Below are 19,852 nucleotides of genomic sequence, written 5' to 3'. Positions count from 1 at the left end.
TATTATTAATCTATTAAGCTCTCAAATCGACACGCTTAATTTCACCTACTAGGAATAAATAACTGAAGATTGCGACAAGTGCATTTGCACCAACGAAGACAAGTGCTCCGTTAAATGAACCCGTTGTTCCGATAATATAACCAATGATAATCGGTGTTGTAATTCCAGCAATGTTACCAAACGTATTAAATAAACCACCACTTACTCCAGACATTTCCTTTGGAGATGTGTCTGAAACAACTGCCCATCCAAGAGCTCCAAAGCCTTTTCCGAAAAATGCTAATGCCATAACAAAAATAACAACCCATTGTGCTTCAACATAGTTAGCAGCAACCAAGCTCATGGACAACAGCATCCCGATAACAATCGGAGTTTTACGAGCAATCGTTAAAGAGTAACCTTTTCTAAGTAAGAAATCAGAGAACATTCCTCCAAGGATCCCGCCGAAAAAGCCACAAATCGCTGGAAGTGATGCGATAAATCCTACTTCTAATATCGTCATGCCTCTATCTTGAACAAGATAAACAGGAAACCAAGTTAAAAAGAAGTACGTTAGAGTAGTAATACAATATTGACCAAGATAAATTCCTAACAACATTCTATTGGATAATAGTTTTTTTATATTATTCCAGTTAGCTCCCTTGTCTTCCTTCTTTTGGTTTTCTACTTTTTGGTCCATATTAATTAATGCTCCGCCTGCCTCAATATAATCGAGCTCAGCTTGATTAATACGAGGATGATCCTTTGGGCTGTAAATAGCTTTTAGCCACATGAAAGCAACGATAATGCCAACAACACCCATAAAATAGAACACATATTCCCAACCAAATGTGTATGTAATATATCCCATAATTGGCGCAAAGAGAACGGTCGCAAAATATTGTGCTGAATTAAATGTCGCTGCTGCTGTACCCCTTTCATGGCTAGGAAACCATGAAGCAACAATACGACTGTTTGCAGGAAAAGATGGTGCCTCAGATAGCCCAACTAAGAAACGAAGACCAAATAACACCATAACGGCCGTGCCTGCTGTCCCAAACAAACCTATAAAACCTTGTAATAGAGTGAAAGTTGACCAGAGGAAAATACTCCAAAAGTAAACTTTCTTAGAGCCAAAACGATCAAGAAGCCATCCTCCAGGAATTTGTCCTGCCACATATGACCAAGCAAATGCAGAGAAAACATACCCCATCATAACAGAATCTAGTCCTAGTTGATTGGACATATCTGAACCGGCAATGGATAAAGTCGCGCGATCTGCATAATTTAGCGCCGTTACTAAAAATAACATAAAAACAATAAACCAACGTGTACGTGTTTTTTTCTCTGTTGTAGGCATCAATGGTGAAGTATTTATTACTCTTTCTGGTGCTCCCATATCTTCACTTCCCTTTAATCGGTTATTGACATCGCTTACATATTTAACGAATTTCCATCACCTTTATTGTCTTATTCCATTTAAAATCACACCTTTTTAAACCATTTCATATATTTTTGTCTAATAGTAAGACAAATAAATTTAATTGTCAACGCCCTAAAAAAATGAACTTATTTATAGACCAAGTATATATATAAATCAGAATAAAACGGTACTTTATCAAAATAAATTTTATTTTTCCGAAAATTATTAATCTATCATTGACCGATTTATTTAATTGTCTTACAATAAAACAAAAATACAAATCTATTGGAGGAGAGGAATAATAATGCAACCTATTCGAACAGCACCTAGAGGAATTCTTGGTTTTCCAATTGCCCCATTTACAGCTAACAACAAACTTGATGAAAAAAAGCTCGCTCACAATATTCAATTTTTGTTAGATGAAGGACTTGAAGCAATTTTTGTAGCCTGTGCAGCTGGTGAATATCCATCTTTAAGCAAAGAAGAATATGAGGCAATGGTTGATGTAGCTGTGAGTGTGACAAATAAAAAGGTACCTGTATACACAGGCGTTGGTGGGAATATTCAAACTTCGTTAGAACTTGCGAAAATTTCTCAAGATAAAGGAGCCGATGGCTATTTAATCCTACCTCCATATCTTGTCCCAGGTGAACAAGAGGGTTTGGCTAATTATTTTAAAACAATAGCTGAAAGTACTTCATTAAACGCAATCGTTTATCAAAGAGATCAGGTTGCCCTTTCAATCCCTTCATTGGAAGCGCTTGCCGATATACCTCAGGTTGTTGGCGTTAAAGATGGCCTAGGGAATATGGAATTGAATACTTTATTAACCCAAACGTTTAAGCAACGTTTCAGTTGGTTAAATGGAATGCCTTTAGCTGAAGTGACAATGCCTGCTTATGTACCACTAGGCTTTGACTCCTATTCATCAGCAATTTCAAATTATATTCCCCACATTTCTAGAAAATTCTATAACGCTGTGCTGGATAATGACCAAGTATTAATTGATGATCTTTATCAACACGTCATCTTGCCAATCAATAATATTCGCCGTCAACGAAATGGTTATGCTGTTTCTCTTATTAAAGCTGGTATGGAGATTGTGGGTATCCCAGTTGGTCAAACAGTTAGGCTGCCAATTCTACCTGTTGAAAAGGAGCATTATACTCAATTGGAAAAAATATTAGAACATGCATTAAATAGATATCCGAAGGAACTGGCTGTTCATTCGGTCTAAATTTATATGATAAATATACTTTTTATAGGCCCCTACCGTTACAAAAGATGACGATTAAAGCATAAACAATACAGTAAAAGCTAAAAATACTCTACTTGGAGGATAGCTTATGTGGGTGATCACGCGTTATGCAAAAGGAAAAATATTTATGTATGAATGTAACACAGAAAGAGAAGCAAGAGAATTGTTGAAGAATATTGAGGGAAATAAGATTCTTTCTGAAGTGATTTATTTTAATGATCCGGTTTTAAAATAAGTGTTCAAAGTTTTATAAATGGAAAGAGAGTGATCTATATTTATCGATCACTCTTTGATTTTATCATATTGTAATTTCATGTTAAGGCATCTCTCCGAATTAATAACTGTCTTCTTGGTCTAATCTCTTTGCATAATAAGACATGTTTTCTTCACCCCATTTATACATCGCATCTATAATAGGAAGAATTGTTTCCCCTCTTTCTGTTATGTGATATTCTACTCTTGGAGGAACCTCTGGATATATTTTCCGATATAAAATCCCATCCAGTTCTAGTTCCCTCAATTGCTTTGTTAAAATACGATTACTAATGCTTTTAAATAATCTTTGTAGCTGTCCAAATCGATGTGGCCCCTCAAACCCAATATGCCATAAAATAACTATTTTCCATTTACCACTAATAATGGATAATGTTAACTCCTTTTCACAATTAAATTCATTATTTCTTAATCTTGCCTTTATCTCGTCTCTTAATGGAATGGTCATGGATTAGCCTCCTAGAGAGAAAACATTAGTTATTATATAGAGGTATAGATTTTCCTTATACAGATTAATGAAACTACTTTACCTTTTTTTCCGATAAATTGAATTTATGATAAAAAGCATTGAGTATAAGTAATCTGCTCTTATCCCAATGCTTTTTGCCTATTAAAGAATATCTTAGTTATTAATCTCTGCTCTTAATATTTCTTTTCCAGATGGAGTTGATAAAACTAACTCATAGTTAGCCGACCCATCAGCTATTTTCTTAGACAACACGGAATTATTTACATGTTTTCCAGAAAACACTTTTTCTGTTACTTTCGTTGATTTTTGACCAGTCTTTTTATAGATAGTAGCCCTAACTGGTTGTTTTGGATCAGTTACATTAAATCTCGCTACAATTTCACCTTTCTCATATTCAAGATATGCAGAGGCATTTTCATTTGCAGACGTAATATCTTCTAAGCCTTTTGTTGGGAAGTAGTATTCTGTCCATTCCTTCGTTTCATTTGGCTCTAAATACGTATCTTCAAAAAACTCGGATGAATGGCCACCCCATAATTCAATATATGGTCTTGCAGAGTTACCAAACTCTAAAGGATCTGTATTATAACTATCTTCATAACCCCAAGTCCAGAATTTTAATCCAGGTGTGGCATTGGCATTATCGGCAATCCTTACTACTCCTTCGTTATTATCTGTGTTGATAACACCCCACCATTTTTCTTTTACTTCCTGCCCGTAGGCAATCCCCATGTCTTTCCAGTTAGAAAACATTGATAGTTTATCATATTTGTAGATATGATTTTCTTTATCCACTGGTTCATCTACTGTTCCCATCCAACTCCACCAATCATCCTTTACCATTACTTCCTCAATCGGAACAGCCATCTTCATATCAGAAGGATTTCCACCGGGAGCGAATGTTGTACAAGTCCAATATTCATACTTAACAGGTTCGTTCTTATTATTAATTAATTTCATATTCATTTCTAAATAAGACTTATCTTTATAAACGGTAATAGTGTTTACTGCAGTAATACCGGTTTTTCCATTGTCAAAATTCCATGGTTTATCAGAAAAATCGATATCGTCTGTGAAGCTCATTTCAACAGAAATTTTTTCACTTGTTTGTTCTACGACCTTAGCATCCCATGGTAGCATCCATGTTTTTCCATGTTCAGGTTCTGGGAATGTCGGAAAAATTCCTCCATATACCATTAACCAATCATAATAAAAGTTCCCTGCCCCCATACCATATGGTGTTCCTACAGGATTTTGATACAGAAGATCGTGTCCAGTTGATTTATCAATCATCGAGATAATTCGACCACCATATTCAGGAAGAAGTGTTACCTTAATATATTTATTTTCAATTACTTTGGTATTAAATGTCGTATTTGTTATATCATTAACGTCTTCACTCCAACTTTTCATCCCGTTGTCTTCATTTAATTCAAAGGCAAAGTGCTTAAAGTCGATTGTTGAATCATATACTTTTAAATTGTCACTTTTATCAGGCTTTCCTTTAGGTCCACCAGCAAAAGCACTTGATGCAATAGACAAGACAAATAGTAATGTTAAGAATATAATAAAACTCTTATTTTTACGTTTCATTAGTTTACCCTCCTATTTTGAATCATTATAGTAAGACATTTTTCAAAACATATGATTTTTCTTGTGTCATTTCCTCTAAAGTACAAGTAATACCCTCTCGACCTAACCCACTCATCTTATATCCACCAAATGGCATATCAACATTGCGGTAGTTTCCTGAACCATTAATAACAACTGAACCACATTCTAACTTTGCTGCTATATCAATTGCTTTCTTGAAGTCTGATGTTATAACCCCACCAGCTAAACCATATATCGAATTATTTGCTATTTCAATTGCCTCCTGATTTGACTCAAACTCAATGATTGGTAAAACCGGCCCAAAAATTTCCATATCTTTTGCGACATCCATTTCCGGTGTTACATCTACTAATATCGTAGGCTGATAATAAGTAGTAGATTCCGGAGAGCCTCCTAAAATACATTTCGCACCTTGATTCATTGTTTCATGCACCTGTCTATGAATTTCGTTTACCGCCTTGGGACTAATTAACGACCCCAATTCTGTTTGATTTTCTAACGGTCCTCCCCTTCTTACACGCTTTAACCTTTCAATGAGTTTTTCAATAAATCTGTCTTTTATTGCTTGATGAACAATAAAACGTTTAGGTGCACAGCAGGTTTGACCAGCGTTTTTTAACCTACCCTTTACTGCCTCCTCTACTGCTAATTCAAGATCTGCATCTTCTAAGATAAGTAAAGGGTCATTGCCTCCAAGCTCTAAAAACACTCTTTTTAATGTTGAAGCAGAATCTCTTGCCACAATCTTACCTACTTCAGTACTACCTGTTAAACTTATTGCGTCGATAAATGGACTTTTTGCCAATTCCCCTCCTATTAATGCTCCATCCCCTGTTAGTACTTGCACTACATTACCAGGAACACCATTTTCAAGTAAAATCTCTACTAATCTAATAATAGTTAATGGATTATCAGTTGGTGGCTTTATAATAACTGCGTTACCAGCTGCTAAAGCGGGTGCAATCTTATGACTACATAGCTCTGCAGGATAATTAAATGGTACAATACAAGCTATAACCCCTAGTGGTTCTCTCCTTGTAAAAATAATGTCACTTGCCTTGCCTGAGTCATTATTTGTTATTGTTTCTCCATACAAAGAATTAGCCTTTTCAACAAATCTTTTAAAGATAAGAGAGACGACAGAAATCTCATCTCTCGCTTCACTAATCACCTTTCCCATTTCAGTACTTAGCAATGTAGCAAGCTCTTCTTGTTGCTGCTCAATTGCTTCAGCACACCGTAATAAAATATCCCCTCTATCTTTTGGAGACATTGATCTCCAGACCTTTTTTCCTTTCTGCGCTATACTAATTGCCTGTTGAACATCCTCGATTGTTGCATTTGGTACTGTATCAATAAACTCTTGTGTCGCGGAGTTAACCACCTCTAAGTAATCATTATCCTTAGCATTGATTTTTTTGCCGCCTACTAACATCTTCATTGATCAAACCCACCTACCTTGCAATTACTTAAGATTTATATTTTATTTGTTTAAAACAGTCATTTAATTTAAAATAAAAATAAGTTTATATTTAAGTTTATATTTATCTTTAGAAACCATGAGTATATCTGGTTTCTTTTTTTTATTTTTGTATCAATTAGAAATCAGAGTCAGGATTATAATAATCATCAACATTATCAATGTGGATAACAGCAGGTTCTGTATTGATTAATTTTGGAATATTCGCTTCGCCTTGAAGGTATTTAATTGCTGTATCTACAGTTGTTTCTGCTACTAATGCGGGATTATTTAATCCTGTAGCCCCATATTTTCCTTCCTTAATTAGCTCTAATGCTTCTTTCTGACCATCAGCTGCAGCAAGCACTAAAATATCATCTTCTTTTCCTGCATTTTCAATTGCTTTTACCGCACCAAGTGCCATGCTGTCATTCTCGGCTACTAATACATTCATATCTGGACTAGCTACAAGCATATCTTCTGCTGCTGAAAGCCCGCCTTCTTGTGCCCAATCTCCCCATCCTTGTGTAACGACCTTAAAGTTAGTTTCACTAAACTGTCTTAGCTGTTCTTCAACGATTCCTTTTATAACTCCTATTCTTCTATCAACCCCAAGAAGGTTTCCTTGGTTTCCACTTAAAATACCCAGTTTGATTTCAGTTTTCCCCATTTTATTAGCTAGCCATTGACCTACTTGTTCACCGTTAGCCAAATTATTTGACTGAATCATAGATACATAGTCTGCTTCAGGAGAAATAGAGTTATCCATGATAAAAACAGGTACTCCTGCTGCTGCTGCTGATCTTGTTGCAGCTACTGCACCTTCAGGATCTGCCGGGTTAATAATCAATAAATCAATTTGTCTAGAAAGCATATCTTCTACGTCAGCTAATTGTTTTGAAAGATCTCCTTGTGCATCTGCAGAGATCAACTTAACACCAAGCTCCTCTACTTTCTTTTCTACTGCCTTTTGCTGTGCAACAAAGTATGGTGCACCTAGGGTTTGCATAGAAAGACCAATTGTGATATCTCCTAAATCTTTTTTTCCTGTGTTCGTTTGTGCGTCTGCGGTTGTTGGTTGTGTTCCTTCATTTGAACACGCTATGAGCAAACTTCCCATTAAACAAAGTGTAAATACAAGAACAAACACCCTTCTTAGTTTTTTCAAAATTCCTTCCCCTCTCATTTAAAAATATTGTTTTTTACTCATTATTTGTTTACTATCACCTCCTTTCAAGTCTCTTTATGGATCAGGATTTTAGTGTAACTATGAAGTAAATCGGGTTTAATTAGATCTTTTACTTTGAATTCCTTGTAATAAAACCGCCAGTATAATAATGATGCCCTTTATAACCTGTTGAGGATAAGCTGGTACATTCATGAGATTCATTATATTTCCAATCATCCCTAATATTAGTACACCTACTAATGTGTTTAATGCTGTACCTCTCCCACCACTAAGACTAGCTCCCCCAATAACAACTGCCGCTATAGCATCCAATTCAATTGCAGTACCTACAACTGGTGAACCTACTCCAGTTCTTGATGTACTTATAATTCCTGCAATCGCACCTAATCCTCCAGAAATGGTATAAACCATGAATTTATAACGACTAACATTAATACCAGACAACCTAACTGCATCTTCATTACTTCCAACTGCTTTGATCATTCTTCCAAAGGTTGTGTATTTTAGAACAAACGCAATAATTAAAAAGATGAATAGAGTTAGCCAAACGAGATATGGTATGCGTAAAAATGAACCTGCTCCTAACGAAAGAATGAAAGCGTTTTCCGTTACGATCGGTGTTCCTTTTGAAACCATAAAAGCAATCCCTCTAGCAATAGTCATTAAAGCTAGCGTCACAACAAATGGAGCAATATTTCTTCTAGCAACAAGGTATCCCGAACCGGCCCCTAACAATATACAACTTATCACTGTGCATATTAATGCCAGTGGGAGTGACATTGTTTGGAGTAAGTAAGCAGAAAGAACACAGCCGAGAGCTAGAGTAGATCCAACTGAAAGATCTATACCACCTGTTAAAATGACAAGAAGCATTCCTAAACTAATAATGGCTAACCCAGATAATTGTCTTAGTAGATTAAAAATATTTGTTTCAGTAAAGAAAGAGGATGATAAGAAGCTAGAAATAATTAATAGAATGGCAAATATAATTAGTGTGTTATATTTAAGAATGAAGTCCATAACTGTTGTGGAAAGCTTATTACCTGTTCCTTCCACTTTGTGTTCAAGTTGAGTATTCATGTTCTTTCCCTCCTATTGCAAGCGTCATAATGCTTTTCTCTGTCATTTCTGACTTTAATAAACTCCCTTTGATTTCAGCATTGTTCATCACTAATACTCTGTCACACAATCCAATAATTTCTAAGAGCTCTGAAGATATTACGATAACCCCTATTCCTTTACTTGCTAATTGATTAATAAGATGATAGATTTCTACCTTTGCCCCTACATCAACTCCTCTTGTTGGTTCATCGAGGATAATAATGCGACAGTCTGTATTAAACCACTTCGCCAAAACAACTTTTTGTTGATTTCCACCACTTAGGTTTTCGGTTGCCAAATCAATACTGCTAGTTTTAATTCTTAATATCTTAGATAACTCTTTAACTAGTTCTTCCTCTTCCTTATGCTTTATTAATCCTTTATATTTTGTAATTTTGTTTAAATTAGACATTGTAGCATTCATCTTGATTGACATCGGAAGCACTAGGCCTTGAGCTTTCCTATTTTCTGGTACTAGGCCTATACCATTTCGAACTGCATCCTTCGGAGATTTCACAAAAATCTCCTTTCCATCCAAAAAAAGTTTTCCGCCTTTTTTCTTATCGGCTCCAAAAATTGCTCTTGCTAACTCTGTACGTCCACTTCCTACTAGTCCAGCAATCCCTAAAACTTCTCCTTTATGAACGGAAAACGATATATTTTTACATTTAGGTGGGTTATTCATACCTTCAACCCTAAATATTTCAGTACCTATTTTTATTTCTCGCTTCGGAAAAAGCGCTTCCAAATTTCTGCCGATCATTAAACTAATGACATCTTCAACACCCACCTCATTTGGGTTTACGTTACCTGTCACCTGACCATCTCTAAGTGTTGTTATAGAATCAGCAATTTCAAAAACTTCCTCTAATCGATGAGATATATAAATGATACTCACTCCGTCAGCTTTTAGTTTTAATAAAAGTTTAAATAGTTGGCGTGTTTCAGATGGAGCAAGCACCGCAGTTGGCTCATCTAAAATAAGTACCTTTAACTCTCCTGATATGGCCTTTGCAATTTCAATTACCTGTTGATAAGCCACACTTAGATCTCTTACATAGACTTTGGAATTAATATTAAAACCAAGTGTTTTAATGATTTCATCTGCTTTTTTAAATAGATTAGACCAATTTATTAGCCCTTTATTACGGCTAATTTCGTTTAGGAATATATTCTCGGCAACTGTTAAGTCTGGTGCTAATGCAAATTCTTGATAAATAATGCCAATGCCTAGCTCCCTAGCTTCATTTGGAGAACGTACCGTTACATTTTGATCATCTATTTTAATACTTCCAGAATCCTTTTTTATAGCACCAGATAATATTTTCATTAAGGTAGACTTTCCTGCTCCATTTTCACCAACTAGCGCATGAATTTCTCCTACACCTACTTTTAGTGAAACATCGTTTAACGCAGCTGTCTTACCGTAGGTTTTAACAATATGTTGCATTTCTACCCGGTAATGATCCGGCATTTAAAACCCTCCTTAACTTTTAGGGAATTCACTATGCATGAATCTATAAAAATGTAAAAAGTATTTTTTATATTACAAGGTTAGTAAATTGGCTTCATTTTCACTATAAAATATTTAGAGTTCTCTTTAAAGTACGAACATTATTGTTCTCTAGTAACCTTTAGGTAACCAACGGAAAGCGGTTTCCATATTATGATAAATACTCCAGCCAATATTATGTAGAAATTTAATATTGGCTGTCGGGGGTATATGAAAAGCCCTGTGATTGGGCAATTCAACAATTAAATAATTTTTATATTGCTATGAATACTTGATAAATCAAGTTTACTTGCAGCTTTTTCATCTAAAATAACAATTAAGTTTGGGTGCATTTGAAGTAAAGTTGATGGACAGTATGTATCAACATATCCTTTAAATGTTTTTCTTACCGCCTCTGCCTTTTCTTCTCCACTTGCAATAAATATGATTTTTCTAGCTTTGAAAATACTCCCCACACCCATGGCTAACGCATGTTTTGGTACCTCATCTATACTACTAAAATACCTGGCATTATCTTCAATGGTCTGTTTGGTTAAGGTGGCAAGGTGTGTCCTTGCATGTAAAACCTCTCCGGGTTCATTAAAACCAATGTGGCCATTTCGACCTACCCCCAATATTTGCAAATCTATTCCACCTGCATTTTCTATTCTCTTTTCATAGTTATTTATTTCTATTTCAGCATCATCAAAGATACCAGGTGGCATATTGGTGTTAGTTTTAAGTATATTTATGTGTGAAAAAAAGTTTTCCCACATATATCGTGTATAGCATTGTACATGATTGCTAGGTAAACCAATATACTCATCAAGTCCAAAAGAAATCACATTGCTAAAATCGATTTGTCCTTGCTCATAAAGTCTCACTAACTCTTTATATGTTCCAAGAGGTGTACCTCCTGTTGCTGTACCTAGAACATATCGCGTTTTCCATCTCATGTCTTCTGCGATAGCTTTGGCTGCTTGCTTACTCATCTCACGATAGTCTTTTGTTATGATAAAGCGTAGCACCAATTCACACCTCCACTCCTAAGCTATAATTATTGTGTTTTTGCATTGATAAAATCACTAGCAATCTTCTCAATTTTAGATAGTTTTTCTTGATCTATGTTAACTTGAAATACTTCAGATATGACTTGTGTCCAACCATGGATAAAATAGACCCATCCATCCTCTACATACAGATTTTTTTGTGCTCTCTGCTCTAATGCTTGATGCATAAATAACAATTCACCACGATAATTCAACTCCCACACTAAACTATTGCAAGGGTATGTGCATTTGTTTGAGAGCGGTGATCCTGGTCGATCTTTACCTAAACCAGTTGCATTTATAATGAAAGAGTATGGTCTAAGTTTTTGAAGAATTTTGTCATTTTGCTCTTCATTTTCAGCCATAACGTATTCGATTTCTACTTCTGTAGATATTTTCTTTATTATGGCTTCCATAGATTTTAATCTTGGCTTACTTCGATTTGTTACATAAACTTTAGATGGCTTTTGTTTTGCTTCTATTAAGTTGGCGGTTATTGCAATCGCACTCCCACCCGCTCCCATTATGAATACCTCTCCTTGGTGTTCCCAAAAGCCTTCGGGGATAAATGCTTTCATCGCAAGTCCACTAGAAAGATGGTCTTTTGCATGCCCAATAAGCTTACCGTTTCTTTTGGATATACAGGATAATTCATTGAATAATTGTGCATAAGGATCTAATTCATCAAACAAATCCTTTGCTGCATTATAGAGATCAATTTTATGAGTTGTAACGAGTGCTCCCAATGATAATTCATCATTTTTCAAAAATTCTACTACTTCTCTATACACATGAGGATCTGCATGAATGCTTATATCAATTCCTTTTATTGTTTGACTAATAGATAACTCCTTCGCCCACTCAGGGAAAAGCTTCATAATAGAAGATTGAGCAGTTGTTACACCAATAAAATAAAAGGTTGGTTCTGTAGCTTTTGTTAGCTGCATCAATTTTACCCTCCTTATCTTTTTTATTTATCAATTGCTAATGCTTTGGCAGGATTCTTTTGAGTGAGTAGATGAATAATCTCTTTACTCACACCTTTTTTCTCCAATTTTGGTAGGAAGGATGTTAATAAATAAGATAATCCTATTTCACCACCATAAGCTCGCAATCTCGATTTAGTAGTGTCTAAGCTTAATAGAAGTGAGTCTTCAAATCCTTGCTTAAGCATGTTTAAAATTAGCTTTATTTCCGTTTCATCATCATGATATTTAAAACGTCCTATAGTATCATACTCAAGAAAAACGCCAGTTCGAGCGATTGCTTCGTGAAGCTGGTAATCATGATGAGTCCGGTCTAAATGACATAAAATAATTCTATTAGGAGGAATATTTAGATCTGTTAGAAAGGTAATGACTTCAAAAGGATCTGAGCCTTTTTCAATATGAACCATAATCGGTACGCCAGTACGAAAGGATGCTTCTGCAGCAGCATTAAATTTATGATTATATTTATTTGAAATTCCATCGTGATCAACTGCTGTTTTAATTAGTCCCGCTCTCGCGTCAATTGTAGAGGTTGGAAAGCAACTTTGATTTCCTATGTACATACCGTGATTAATTTCAGTTAGCATTACCTGAAGCAATTGTTCACTTGAAAAATGATGGATCCAATGATCATGATGATAAAACATCTTCTTATGAAAACCGGTAGAGGCAATGATATGCACCCCAGTTATTTTTGAAATGTTAACTAAGTCAGCTGCTTTTCTCCCTGAACCTATTGGCTGTGCATCAGCAATAACCTTCCCGCCTTGTTTTAAAAAGTCTTTCACTTCAGTTATCGTTGTATCAAGGTTATCTATACATAATGCAGGATTTATTTTTGAGGCATTGCCTGCTTCAATACTTAAATGCTCGTGAGGCTGAAAATGTCCAATCTCTTCGTTTACTTCTACTATTCCAAGAACCGTTTGGATGTAAGGCACATTTATTACCCCCAATTCCGGGTAAACTTCTATAATAGTTTTTCTTTAGACATATACTTTCCTTTACTTAAACTCTTTAATTTAACTAATATTTATCTCTTTCCTAAAGAACTCAAGTACATTTTTTGTTGATTGCATGGTCATTCGCTCTGTTGCTTCAATTGTTGCAGCCGCATTGTGAGGTGTTAAAATCACATTTTTTAACCCTTGCAATGGAGAATGTTTTAAAGGCTCCTCATAAAAAACATCTATCGCGGCACCTCCGATTACATTTTCCTGTAATGCTAAACCTAAATCATGTTCATTAACAATTCCGCCTCTTGCTGTATTTACAATCACACAATTTTTCTTCATTCTTTTTAGTAGCTGATAGTTGATGAGATTTTTGGTTTCCTTTATTAAAGGTAAATGGAGAGTTAAAAAATCACTTTGTTCAATAATTTCATCAAAGCTCCTTATTTTTACATCTAATTGTTCTGCAGTCTCATAATTAGGCATAACATCATACGCTAAAATGTTCATATTAAAGCCTTTAGCTCGTTTTGCTACCGCCTGACCAATAGCCCCAAAACCTAATATGCCAATAGTCTTTCCGAATACTTCTTGACCAATCATCTTCTGCCATCTACCCATCATAAGATTTTCATGACTCTGAGGTATATGCCGTGCAACGGCTAATAATAAAGAAAATGTATAATCTGCTACAGCTTCGGTATTGACTCCTGGTGTATTCATTACTTCAATACCATTTGAAAGTGCAAAGGCACGTGGAATATTATCGATCCCAACGCCATATTTTGAGATGATTTTTAAATTTTTAGCATGCTCTAAAGCTTTCTCTGATAAGAAATCTGTTCCGATAATTAACGCATCAGCATCTTTGATCAGTTCAATCATTCGTTCTTCGGGGACAGGACCTATTTCACGGATCACCTTAAAGTTCTCTTTTTCCCATAAAGAAAAAACTTCTTTGTTAAACTTACCGTAGGATCTAGGCGTTATAACAACCTTTCGCATGTATTCCCCCACCTATCATTATGAATTAATACTATTTACCTTTGAATCTAGGATTATCAATCATTTCTGGCTTTCCGTTCACCTCTAAACAGAGCCTTGCAAACCCTTCCACTTCAATTCCACCATAATCATGCCCAGCATCTCCAGGATATGCTGCAAAAAAGATAAATGGTTCATCCCCAGTATTTACTGTTCGATGTGCCCATTCTGGTGCAACATAAGCTATTGTACCCGGCACCATTTCCAATATTTTAAAATCTCCTTTTTTTGTCTGCATAACTAACTGTCCTTTTCCTTTTAAACAGAAATAAATTTCTGCTCGATCAATTACTTCATGATAATGTCCTTTTGTCATAAAATACTCATTTCCAATTTTTCCGGGGTATAAGATTGTTGTGCAATGCTGAATATGCTCTACCTTTTCAGGAAGCTCTACATTGTAAACTTCATAGATTAATGGATTTTCTTCTAGTCGATCATTTACTGCTTCTTGATCAACAAACATATTTTTCATATGTGATAAATTTCGGACGATTACATTTCCTTCCGGGCTCAGTTTTCCAGTCTCAAACTCATAAGTTGTTGAAAATGGCATAAACATCTCTTTCATATGAGAACTCCTTTACTTTTTTGATTTTTTAGTTTCGTAAATACAGGAATCAGCTGGTTATACGCTTCATTAAAAATGTCATATAATCCGGAATACGTCTCTTGATTTCGTTTAATAGGATCATATGTTTCTACTTTTTTAATCCATTTTTTTGCTTCTTGGAAATCTTTTATTGCTCCACAACCAACAGCACCAGCCATAGCTGCTCCCATGGAAGTGGCCTCCTCTAAATAAGAGGGAACATCGATCCTAACATCGTAAATATCTGAAAGAATTTGCCTCCATAATTCACTTTTAGCACCACCGCCAAGTACCCACATATTTTCAACATGTACACCAGCATCCCTAAAAGTATCCAAAACAATTCTAAGATTAAAAGCTACACCCTCCATCACAGATCTAGCCATATCTCCTCGAGAATGAGTGATAGATAACCCTACAAACGTGCCCCTGGCATCAGGATTCCATCTAGGGGATCTTTCACCCATTAAATAAGGCAGATAGATTAACTGATTGGCGCCCACGGGTGATTGATTTGCTTCTTGATTCATCAAGTCATACTTGTCACACTTGTTTTGATATAATAGGTTTGTTATCCATTGAACGGATCCACCACCACATTGCATCGTACCATTTGGAGAATATTTATTTTCATCCACATGAATCCATGTATACGTCTTCATTTCTGGGTCGAATACTGGGTGATTTGATGCTAATGCAATCCAGGAAGAAGAACCAATATAGTTAAATGCTTCTCCTTCATCAATAACCCCTACCCCTGCAGCTGCACAGACTCCGTCACCAGCACCAATCACCACTGGCGTACCCTCTAATAAACCAGTTTTTTCTGCTGCTTCCTTTGTCACATACCCAATGATATCTGTTGAGGCATGCAATTTCGGAAAAAGATCTTCACTCAACTCCCAAGCATAAAGAATTTCTTTTGACCAAGTTTTCTTCAAAATATCAAGACAATTTGTACCACACGCATCTGAATAATCTGTTGCATAAACACCCGTTAACTTATAGGCTAGATAATCCTTTGCCTGTAAGAATTTATACGTTTTATTAAAAATATCGGGTTTGTTGTCTTTCAGCCACTTTATTTTTGCTCCTGAGTATGAAGAACTAATTCGATGGCCTGTAGTTTTGTAAACAAATTCCATACCTAATTTTTTTTCTAATTCTATAGCTTGATTACTTGCTCGCATATCAGCCCATATAATGGCATCTTGAAGTGGATTTCCATTACGGTCTACTGGCAGACAACCAAGCATCTGCCCACTAAAACTAACAACCGCAATCTCTTCCCTCTTGACATCTTGGTGTTGTAAAAGCTCGTTCGTTGTTACACATACTGCCTCCCACCAATCAGCAGGATTTTGTTCTGCCCAATTCGATTCAGGATAGTTAGTTTCGTATCCATAAAATGCACTATGGATTAATTCTCCGTTACTAGAATATAATGTTGCTTTATTACCAGTTGTTCCCACATCATGGGCGACGATTAACTTCCTCACCAAAAACATCTCCTTTACTTCTTCAACTAATCTTCTAAATTTAAGACCTCTGGTAAATCAAAATCATCTGGATCAGGACCCCAACGTGAACCATCATTCATTGAATCGAGTATCTTTCTATCTTCTGCTTCAATAGTGAAATCAAATACATCTGCATTACTTTCAATACGATCTTTTTTACTAGTTTTAGGAATTGTCACTAGGCCGTTCTCAAGATCCCAGCGAATTAATAGTTGTGCAGGTGTTTTCCTATACTTTTTTGCAATTTGAACAATTGTTTTATCCATTAATAATTCTCCATGCATTAATGGACTCCAAGCTTCAAATTGAATCTGATGCTGTTTTGTATACTTAATTAGTTCTTTTTGATTTAATTTAGGATGACATTCAATTTGATCAACCTGAGGAATGACATCTGCTACGCTTAATATATCTTCAATATGGTTTTGGTGAAAATTGCTTAGACCTATTGAACGAACGTAGCCATCTTTATATAGTTTTTCTAATGCTTTCCATGAATCTTTATATTTACCTTCAACTGGCCAATGAATAAGATATAAATCCAAGTAATCTAGCTTTAATCGCTTTAAACTAGATTGAAAGGCTTTTAGCGTTGACTCATATCCTAAATCAGAATTCCATACTTTAGAGGTAACAAAAAGCTTTGAACGATCTATTCCTGAATCTTTTATTCCTTGCCCCACTGATTTTTCATTCTTATAAACAGCAGCTGTGTCAATACTTCGATAACCTGCCTCAACGGCCCATCTCACAGCATCACTTGCTTCCTTACCATCTTGCATCATAAAAACACCTAATCCTACCCAAGGCATTTCAACACCATTATTAAGAGTTGTAGTATCATTCAGACTTTTAGGATATGTCAACATTTTCCCCTCCAATTTCTTCGCATTTTACCCTCGTTTCTTTTGAAGTTGATCAAAAAACACAACAATCACTAACAAGGCACCGATAGCAATTTGCAGCCAAAACGGCTCTATTCCTAACAAGTTACCTGCGTTACGTAAAGTTGTCATAATGAAAGAGCCAAACACAGTTCCGATTACACTTCCTTGAGCTCCAAATAAGCTAGCTCCTCCGATAACTGCTGACGCAATCGCATCTAACTCATACATTTGACCAGCTGTTGGGACACCACTTGCTAATCGTGAGGTCATTAAAATACCTGCTAACGCGGATAACCCACCAGAAATCATATAAGCCCCATATGTCGTCATGCGAACATTTACACCGGATAATAGTGCTGCTTCATCACTACTACCAATCGCAAATAAATTTCTTCCGAAAACGGTAAATCGAAGAACACACATGAAAATAATGCAAATAGCTACCAATATTAAAATTAAATAAGGAATTCCAAATATTTCAGAATTAGCGATTCTTGTAAAACTTCTTGGCATTCCAGAGACAATTTCCCCATCACTACTTAGGAGGGTCGCACCACGAACCATTGTCATCATTCCAAGCGTCGCAATGAATGGTGTGATTTTCATATCATAAATAATTAGTCCATTTATTAACCCTATTACTATACCTATTACTGTAACGACAATAATCGTTAACATAATTGGAATGCCTGAAACTAGTAACAATGCAGAAACAACACAAGATAAACCGAGAGTTGATCCAACAGATAAATCAATCCCCTTTGTAATGATGACAAATGTCTGACCAATTGCTACGATAGCGATTATGGCTGTTTGTCTTCCTAGGTTTGTTAAATTATTAAATGAAATAAACACTGGATCTATTAAGGTAATGACTAACCACATTAATAAAAGAATTAATGGTAGTGATATCTTTAAGAGAAAATTTAAATTCAAGTTGAGCATACTCTGGCTTTTCCTTGAATTATTGACAACCACAGTTTTTTCATCCATGTTTCATCCTCCTAAACAATTTAGGCATAGGCAGCTTTCATAATGTTCCTTTCATTAAAATCATTTAATCTAGAAAACTCTCCAGTAATTTCCCCTTCACTTAGTACAAGAATTCGATCACATACTTCTAATAACTCTGGTAAATATGACGATGAGTACAATACACATTTCCCTTCTTTTGCTAACAACCTTGACACTTTGTAAATATCACGTCTAGCTCCAACATCTATTCCGGCAGTTGGTTCATCAAGTAAAAGAATTTCTATATCGGTTCCTTTCCATTTCGCTACAACTATTTTTTGCTGATTTCCTCCACTCAAATCATCAATGTTTTGATCAAGATTGCTGTATTTAACATTAAAACTCTGAATCATCTCAAGGGCACGTTTCTTTTCAGTTGAAGCGGTTATGAAACCTAAAGTAGCTGCATGTTTATATGAGGCAATGTTTACATTTTTATAAAAAGAGATTCGAGGTAGAAATCCCTCTGTTCCACGATCTTCCGCAACAAAACCAATTTTATTTTTAATAGAATCTCGAGGATGTTTAGGAGTAAAGGGTAGCCCATTTATATGTATGTTTCCTGAATGAGGTGGTATTGCACCGTAAATCCCCTTTAAAAGTTCACTCTTCCCCGCTCCAACTAATCCAAATAAACCAACTACTTCCCCTCTATGAATAGAGAATGAAATGTTTTTGTAATGAGGAAAATTCGTTAATTGCTCTATACGTAAAAGTTCTTTACCAATCTGAATTTGGTCATACACTTGATCATTACCCTGCATTTCTCCTGCAATTGCTTCTATTAACATATCACTTTGAACTTCAGAAACCGATTTCGTCCAAATTTTATTACCATCCCTCAAAACAGTAATTCTATCGGATATTTCAAAAATTTCTTCTAACCGATGTGATATATATATAATTGATACACCCTGTGCAACTAATTCCTTTAAGATTCTGAAAAGTTTTTTCACATCATCTTCAGCTAATAAGGCAGTTGGTTCATCTAAAATAAGTAACTTAGCATCCTTAGAAATTGCTTTTGCAATCGCAACGATTTCTTGCTCAGCTATTTTTAAATCTCCAACCTTAGTATCTGGATCAGTATCTCCAATCCCTACTCTATCTAAAGCAACCTTGGTTTGTTCTCTAGCTCTCCTTTTATTAACAAAAACACCAAAACGCTTAGGAAGTTTACCCATATAAATATTTTCTGCTATGGATACACCAGGAGCTAACTTTAAATCTTGATAAACAACAGCAATTCCCAGCTTTTCAAGTTCTTTAACAGGGATTGCCTTAAAGCTTTGATTTTTAACAATAATTTCACCTTCATCTGGTATATAAGCCCCTGTTAGGATCTTAATAAGTGTACTTTTACCTGCTCCATTTTCTCCTAGTAAAGCATGTATCTCTCCTGGCTGTATTTCAAGATCCACTCCTTTAAGAGCAGCAGTTCCTTTAAATTTCTTAACGATCTGTTTCATTTCTACAAGAGGTTTAGGCATTCTTTTTCCTCCTTTAATGAGGCTGGCCTTTGGCTTGAGCTTCAGGCAGCCTCAAAA

The 19,852-nt window shown here is 35.5% G+C and carries 18 protein-coding genes; 2 read left to right on the top strand and 16 right to left on the bottom strand.

What is annotated here, in order from left to right:
• Nucleotides 1–13 precede the first annotated feature (13 nt).
• The gene (locus ACEWK1_RS00455) at nucleotides 14–1,339 is read right to left on the bottom strand and encodes an MFS transporter (RefSeq protein ID WP_121664951.1); all 1,326 of its coding nucleotides are present in this window, start codon (nucleotides 1,337–1,339) and stop codon (nucleotides 14–16) included.
• Nucleotides 1,340–1,706: 367 nt separating this feature from the next.
• Here ACEWK1_RS00455 and kdgD point away from each other — a divergent pair, with 367 nt between their 5' ends.
• Together kdgD and ACEWK1_RS00445 are read left to right on the top strand one after the other, a co-directional pair.
• Nucleotides 1,707–2,639: a 5-dehydro-4-deoxyglucarate dehydratase gene (gene kdgD / locus ACEWK1_RS00450; protein ID WP_416635277.1), complete on the top strand. Its 933-nt coding sequence runs from the start codon at nucleotides 1,707–1,709 to the stop codon at nucleotides 2,637–2,639.
• 109 nt (nucleotides 2,640–2,748) lie between these two features.
• Entirely contained in the window at nucleotides 2,749–2,895 is a 147-nt protein-coding gene (locus ACEWK1_RS00445; RefSeq protein ID WP_251394005.1) for a hypothetical protein, read from the top strand.
• 99 nt (nucleotides 2,896–2,994) lie between these two features.
• Here the strand turns inward: ACEWK1_RS00445 and ACEWK1_RS00440 are convergent, their stop codons facing one another.
• From ACEWK1_RS00440 to ACEWK1_RS00370, 15 genes are all read right to left on the bottom strand, one after another.
• On the bottom strand, nucleotides 2,995–3,381 hold the full coding sequence (locus tag ACEWK1_RS00440) for a winged helix-turn-helix transcriptional regulator (protein ID WP_121661591.1): 387 nt from the start codon (nucleotides 3,379–3,381) through the stop codon (nucleotides 2,995–2,997).
• A gap of 174 nt (nucleotides 3,382–3,555) precedes the next feature.
• Nucleotides 3,556–4,995, bottom strand: coding sequence for a DUF5107 domain-containing protein (locus ACEWK1_RS00435; RefSeq protein ID WP_121661590.1), 1,440 nt, complete (start codon nucleotides 4,993–4,995; stop codon nucleotides 3,556–3,558).
• A gap of 25 nt (nucleotides 4,996–5,020) precedes the next feature.
• Nucleotides 5,021–6,457, bottom strand: coding sequence for an aldehyde dehydrogenase family protein (locus ACEWK1_RS00430; protein WP_121661589.1), 1,437 nt, complete (start codon nucleotides 6,455–6,457; stop codon nucleotides 5,021–5,023).
• Between the two features lie 157 nt (nucleotides 6,458–6,614).
• On the bottom strand, nucleotides 6,615–7,643 hold the full coding sequence (locus ACEWK1_RS00425; protein ID WP_251403103.1) for a substrate-binding domain-containing protein: 1,029 nt from the start codon (nucleotides 7,641–7,643) through the stop codon (nucleotides 6,615–6,617).
• 117 nt (nucleotides 7,644–7,760) lie between these two features.
• Nucleotides 7,761–8,744 carry an ABC transporter permease gene (locus tag ACEWK1_RS00420; protein ID WP_121661587.1) on the bottom strand — a complete coding sequence of 328 codons (984 nt, stop codon included), beginning with the start codon at nucleotides 8,742–8,744 and terminating at the stop codon, nucleotides 7,761–7,763.
• Nucleotides 8,728–10,239 carry a sugar ABC transporter ATP-binding protein gene (locus ACEWK1_RS00415; RefSeq protein ID WP_121661586.1) on the bottom strand — a complete coding sequence of 504 codons (1,512 nt, stop codon included), beginning with the start codon at nucleotides 10,237–10,239 and terminating at the stop codon, nucleotides 8,728–8,730. The genes ACEWK1_RS00420 and ACEWK1_RS00415 overlap by 17 nt, the downstream gene beginning before the upstream one ends.
• Nucleotides 10,240–10,520: 281 nt before the next feature.
• Nucleotides 10,521–11,285 carry a glucosamine-6-phosphate deaminase gene (gene nagB / locus ACEWK1_RS00410; RefSeq protein WP_121661585.1) on the bottom strand — a complete coding sequence of 255 codons (765 nt, stop codon included), beginning with the start codon at nucleotides 11,283–11,285 and terminating at the stop codon, nucleotides 10,521–10,523.
• A gap of 29 nt (nucleotides 11,286–11,314) precedes the next feature.
• Nucleotides 11,315–12,253, bottom strand: a complete 939-nt coding sequence (locus ACEWK1_RS00405; RefSeq protein WP_121661584.1) for a shikimate dehydrogenase family protein — start codon at nucleotides 12,251–12,253, stop codon at nucleotides 11,315–11,317.
• A 23-nt stretch (nucleotides 12,254–12,276) separates the two neighbouring features.
• Nucleotides 12,277–13,236, bottom strand: a complete 960-nt coding sequence (locus ACEWK1_RS00400; RefSeq protein WP_162987305.1) for a phosphotriesterase family protein — start codon at nucleotides 13,234–13,236, stop codon at nucleotides 12,277–12,279.
• Nucleotides 13,237–13,317: 81 nt separating this feature from the next.
• Nucleotides 13,318–14,253 (bottom strand): phosphoglycerate dehydrogenase, encoded by a 936-nt coding sequence (locus ACEWK1_RS00395; protein ID WP_121661582.1) that lies wholly within the window; start codon nucleotides 14,251–14,253, stop codon nucleotides 13,318–13,320.
• A gap of 31 nt (nucleotides 14,254–14,284) precedes the next feature.
• A complete protein-coding gene (locus ACEWK1_RS00390; RefSeq protein ID WP_251403101.1) occupies nucleotides 14,285–14,863 on the bottom strand; it encodes a glucose-6-phosphate isomerase family protein in 579 nt (192 codons plus the stop codon).
• Nucleotides 14,860–16,383, bottom strand: a complete 1,524-nt coding sequence (gene xylB, locus ACEWK1_RS00385) for a xylulokinase (RefSeq protein ID WP_251403099.1) — start codon at nucleotides 16,381–16,383, stop codon at nucleotides 14,860–14,862. The genes ACEWK1_RS00390 and xylB overlap by 4 nt, the downstream gene beginning before the upstream one ends.
• A gap of 26 nt (nucleotides 16,384–16,409) precedes the next feature.
• Nucleotides 16,410–17,216 carry an aldo/keto reductase gene (locus ACEWK1_RS00380; protein WP_373995119.1) on the bottom strand — a complete coding sequence of 269 codons (807 nt, stop codon included), beginning with the start codon at nucleotides 17,214–17,216 and terminating at the stop codon, nucleotides 16,410–16,412.
• An 81-nt stretch (nucleotides 17,217–17,297) separates the two neighbouring features.
• Nucleotides 17,298–18,284 carry an ABC transporter permease gene (locus ACEWK1_RS00375; RefSeq protein ID WP_218975600.1) on the bottom strand — a complete coding sequence of 329 codons (987 nt, stop codon included), beginning with the start codon at nucleotides 18,282–18,284 and terminating at the stop codon, nucleotides 17,298–17,300.
• 20 nt (nucleotides 18,285–18,304) lie between these two features.
• Nucleotides 18,305–19,795, bottom strand: a complete 1,491-nt coding sequence (locus ACEWK1_RS00370; RefSeq protein WP_416635270.1) for a sugar ABC transporter ATP-binding protein — start codon at nucleotides 19,793–19,795, stop codon at nucleotides 18,305–18,307.
• Nucleotides 19,796–19,852 lie beyond the last annotated feature (57 nt).

Source organism: Metabacillus sp. YM-086 (assembly GCF_048059995.1).
Classification (GTDB): Bacteria; Bacillota; Bacilli; order Bacillales; family Bacillaceae; genus Metabacillus; species Metabacillus litoralis_B.
The sequence above is the reverse complement of the archived record's forward strand: the minus strand, read 5'-3'. Positions and strand labels throughout refer to the sequence as shown.

Bases quoted from the DNA above. Each gene is read 5' to 3' on its own strand.
- ACEWK1_RS00455 (WP_121664951.1), bottom strand. From the start codon at position 1,339: ATGCCTACAACAGAGAAAAAAACACGTACACGTTGGTTTATTGTTTTT.
- kdgD (WP_416635277.1), top strand. From the start codon at position 1,707: ATGCAACCTATTCGAACAGCACCTAGAGGAATTCTTGGTTTTCCAATT.
- ACEWK1_RS00445 (WP_251394005.1), top strand. From the start codon at position 2,749: ATGTGGGTGATCACGCGTTATGCAAAAGGAAAAATATTTATGTATGAA.
- ACEWK1_RS00440 (WP_121661591.1), bottom strand. From the start codon at position 3,381: ATGACCATTCCATTAAGAGACGAGATAAAGGCAAGATTAAGAAATAAT.
- ACEWK1_RS00435 (WP_121661590.1), bottom strand. From the start codon at position 4,995: ATGAAACGTAAAAATAAGAGTTTTATTATATTCTTAACATTACTATTT.
- ACEWK1_RS00430 (WP_121661589.1), bottom strand. From the start codon at position 6,457: ATGAAGATGTTAGTAGGCGGCAAAAAAATCAATGCTAAGGATAATGAT.
- ACEWK1_RS00420 (WP_121661587.1), bottom strand. From the start codon at position 8,744: ATGAATACTCAACTTGAACACAAAGTGGAAGGAACAGGTAATAAGCTT.
- ACEWK1_RS00415 (WP_121661586.1), bottom strand. From the start codon at position 10,239: ATGCCGGATCATTACCGGGTAGAAATGCAACATATTGTTAAAACCTAC.
- ACEWK1_RS00405 (WP_121661584.1), bottom strand. From the start codon at position 12,253: ATGCAGCTAACAAAAGCTACAGAACCAACCTTTTATTTTATTGGTGTA.
- ACEWK1_RS00395 (WP_121661582.1), bottom strand. From the start codon at position 14,253: ATGCGAAAGGTTGTTATAACGCCTAGATCCTACGGTAAGTTTAACAAA.
- ACEWK1_RS00390 (WP_251403101.1), bottom strand. From the start codon at position 14,863: ATGAAAGAGATGTTTATGCCATTTTCAACAACTTATGAGTTTGAGACT.
- ACEWK1_RS00380 (WP_373995119.1), bottom strand. From the start codon at position 17,216: ATGCCTTGGGTAGGATTAGGTGTTTTTATGATGCAAGATGGTAAGGAA.
- ACEWK1_RS00375 (WP_218975600.1), bottom strand. From the start codon at position 18,284: ATGGATGAAAAAACTGTGGTTGTCAATAATTCAAGGAAAAGCCAGAGT.
- ACEWK1_RS00370 (WP_416635270.1), bottom strand. From the start codon at position 19,795: ATGCCTAAACCTCTTGTAGAAATGAAACAGATCGTTAAGAAATTTAAA.